Annotated in this window: 2 protein-coding genes; both read left to right on the top strand. The window is 73.1% G+C overall.

Features of this window, described 5'->3' with window-relative positions; all coding sequences use genetic code 11:
• Positions 1 to 486: acyl carrier protein (locus AC1DXV_RS32910; protein ID WP_477937708.1), on the top strand; the 486-nt coding region annotated here is incomplete at its 5' end.
• Positions 483 to 3,345: type I polyketide synthase (locus AC1DXV_RS32915; protein WP_477937710.1), on the top strand; the 2,863-nt coding region annotated here is incomplete at its 3' end. The genes AC1DXV_RS32910 and AC1DXV_RS32915, both read left to right, overlap by 4 nt.

The following is a 3,345-nucleotide window of genomic DNA, read 5'->3' on the forward strand; positions in this document are numbered from 1 at the left end:
GCGTCTGCGGAGGCGGCGGCCGATGCCGCGCCGCAGCGTGCGGCAGCGGCAGCGCCGGCCGAGCTGGCGCAGGCCTTCCGCCAGCGGCTGCACGACGCGATGGCCGGCGAGCGCACCGAGCTGATGCGCGATTTCGTGCGCGAGCGCGTGCTGCGCGTGCTGCGGCTGGATGCGGCCGATGCGCCCGGCCGCGCCGACCGGCTGATGGACATCGGCTTCGATTCGCTGATGGCGGTGCAGCTGCGCAACCAGCTGGGCAGCGGGCTCGGCCTCGACAAGCCGCTGCCGGCGACGCTGATGTTCGACCACCCGACGATCGACGCGCTGGCAATCTACCTGCTGGATCGCGTGCTGCCGAAGACCGCGCCGACGGTTGTCGACAAACCGGCGCAAGCCGCGGTCCCGGACGCCTCCGTCGAGGCTGTCGCCGCGATGAGCGACGCCGAGATCGAAGCCTTGCTGATGAACCGATTGGAGGGCGTTTGACGAGTCCTGCCGCCGACACCCCCGCGCTGACCCCGCTGCAGCGCGCCTTCCTCGCCTTGCAGCAGGCGCAGGCGAAAGTGGCCGCGCTCGAAGGCGCGGCGCGCGAGCCGATCGCCATCATCGGGCTCGGCTGCCGCGTGCCCGGCGGCGGCGTCGATGCCGACAGCTTCTGGCGCCTGATGCGCGACGGCGTCGACGCGACCGGCCCGCTGCCGCGCGAGCGCTGGGATGTCGACGCGCTGTACGACCCCGATCCTGAAGTGCCCGGCCGCATCGCGACGCGCGGCGGCGGCTTCCTCGGCCCGGTCGACGGTTTCGATCCCACGTTCTTCGGCATCACGCGCCGCGAGGCGCAGGGCATGGACCCGCAGCAGCGGCTGCTGCTGGAGGTGGCCTGGGAAGCGCTGGAGCACGCCGGCCAGGCGCCCGACCGGCTGGAGCGCTCGGCAACCGGCGTGTACGTCGGCGTCTGCGCCAACGACTATGCGCAGATGCAGCTCGCGACCGGCGACCGCAGGCTGCTCGATGCGCACTTCGCGTCGGGCATCGCGCACAGCATCGCGTCGGGCCGGCTGTCGTACCTGCTCGGGCTGCAGGGGCCGAGCGTCACGCTCGACACCGCCTGCTCGTCGTCGCTGGTCGCGCTGCACCTGGCCTGCCAGGCGCTGCGTGCGCGCGACTGCCGCATGGCGCTCGCCGGCGGCGTCAACCTGATCCTGTCGCCGGACCTGTACATCGCGCTGTCGCATTCGCGCATGCTGTCGCCCGACGGCAAGTGCAAGACCTTCGATGCGGCCGCCGACGGCTTCGCGCGCGGCGAGGGCTGCGGTGTCGTCGTGCTGAAGCGCCTGGGCGATGCGCAGGCCGATGGCGATCGCATCCTCGCGGTGGTGCGCGGCAGCGCGGTCAACCAGGATGGGCCGAGCAGCGGGCTGACCGCGCCGAACGGGCCGGCGCAGGAAGCAGTGATTCGCGAGGCGCTGGCGCGCGCCGGCATCGCGCCGCGCGAGGTGGGGTATGTCGAGGCGCACGGCACCGGCACGCAGCTGGGCGATCCGCTGGAGGTGCAGGCGCTGGGCGCGGTGTTCTCCGAAGGGCGTGATGCGTCGCAGCCGCTGTGGATCGGCTCGGTGAAGACCAACCTCGGCCACCTGGAAGCGGCCGCCGGCGTGACCGGGCTGATCAAGCTGGTGCTGTCGCTGCAGCGGCGGCAGATCCCGGCGCACCTGCATTTCAAGACGCCGAGCCCGCACATCGCGTGGGGCGACCAGCCGCTGAAGGTGCCGACCGCGCTGATGGCCTGGGAGGCGATCGGCGGGCGGCGCATCGCGGGGGTGAGTTCGTTCGGGTTCAGCGGGACGAATGCGCATGTGGTGGTGGAGGAAGCTCCCGCCTTTCCCGTTCGCCCTGAGCCTGTCGAAGGGTTGCCCGCACAGCACCTCTTCATCCTTTCGGCCCGCGACGAAGCCGCGCTCGCCGACACCGCCCGCCGCTTCGCCACGTCGCTCGCCGGCCGCCCCGACAGCGAGCTGCCGGACCTCTGCTTCACGGCGGCCGTGAGCCGCGCCAGCTTCGCGCAGCGCGCCACCGTGCTCGCGCGCTCCGTGTCAGAGCTCTGCGAACGCCTTCTTGCACTCGCCGAGGGCCGCGAGGCCGAGGGCGTGCGCACCGAGCGCCTCACCCGCCGCGATCCGGCGCGCATCGCCTTCCTGTTCACCGGCCAGGGCGCGCAGTACGCCGGCATGGCGCATTCGCTGTACGCGCAGCAACCGGTGTTCCGCGCCGCGCTCGACGCCTGCGCGCAGGCCCTGGACGGCGTGCTGCCGCAGCCGCTGCTCGATGTGATCTTCGCCGCACAAGGCAGCGCGATCGACGAGACCCGCTACACGCAGCCGGCGCTGTTCAGCCTCGAGTACGCGCTCGCGAAGCTGTGGGCCGCCTGGGGCATCGCGCCCGATCTGGTGATGGGCCATTCGGTCGGCGAATACGCCGCCGCCTGCCTGGCCGGCGTGATGACGCTGCCGCAGGCGCTCGCGCTGATCGCAGAGCGCGGCCGGCTGATGCAGTCGCTGCCGGCCGGCGGCGCGATGGCGGCGATCTTCGCGGCCGAAGCCGAAGTGGCCGATGAGGTCGCGCCGTTCGCCGCGCAGCTGTCGATCGCGGCCGTCAACGCGCCGGCGCAGACGGTGATCTCCGGCGCCGCAGCCGCGGTCGATGCCGCCTGCGAGCGCTTCACCGCGCGTGGCGTGCGCTGCCAGAAGCTGCCGGTCTCGCACGCCTTCCATTCGCCGCTGGTCGATCCGGTGCTCGATGCGTTCGAGCAGGCGGCAGCCGCGACGACGATGGCCCGCCCGCAGCTGCGCCTGGTCTCGAACCTGACCGGCCAGCTCGCCGACGGGAATGCGATCACGCAGCCGGCGTACTGGCGCCGCCATGTGCGCGAGGCGGTTCGCTTCGCCGACGGCGTGCGCACGCTGGCGGCGCTGAAGCCGGACCTCTGCATCGAGATCGGCCCGCACCCGACGCTGCTGAACTTCGCCGAAGACATCCCGGTGCGCGTGCCGACGCTGCGCAAGGGCCGCGCCGACGCCGACCAGCTCGCCGAATCGCTGGCCGCGCTGTACCTGGCCGGCGCCCCGATCGACTGGCGCGCCGTCTGGTCGGCCCATGGTGCGCGGCTGGCCGACCTGCCGTCGACCCCGTTCCGCCGCGAGCGCTGCTGGTTCCAGGCGCGCCCGCCGGTGGCCGCGCGCAGCGGCACGCCGACCGGCCACCCGCTGCTCGGCACGCGGCTGCGCTCGCCGCTGCGCGATCTCGTGCAGTTCGAAACCACGCTGCGCGGCGACGACCTGCCCTACC

Source organism: Rhizobacter sp. P3_C12 (genome assembly GCF_056402735.1).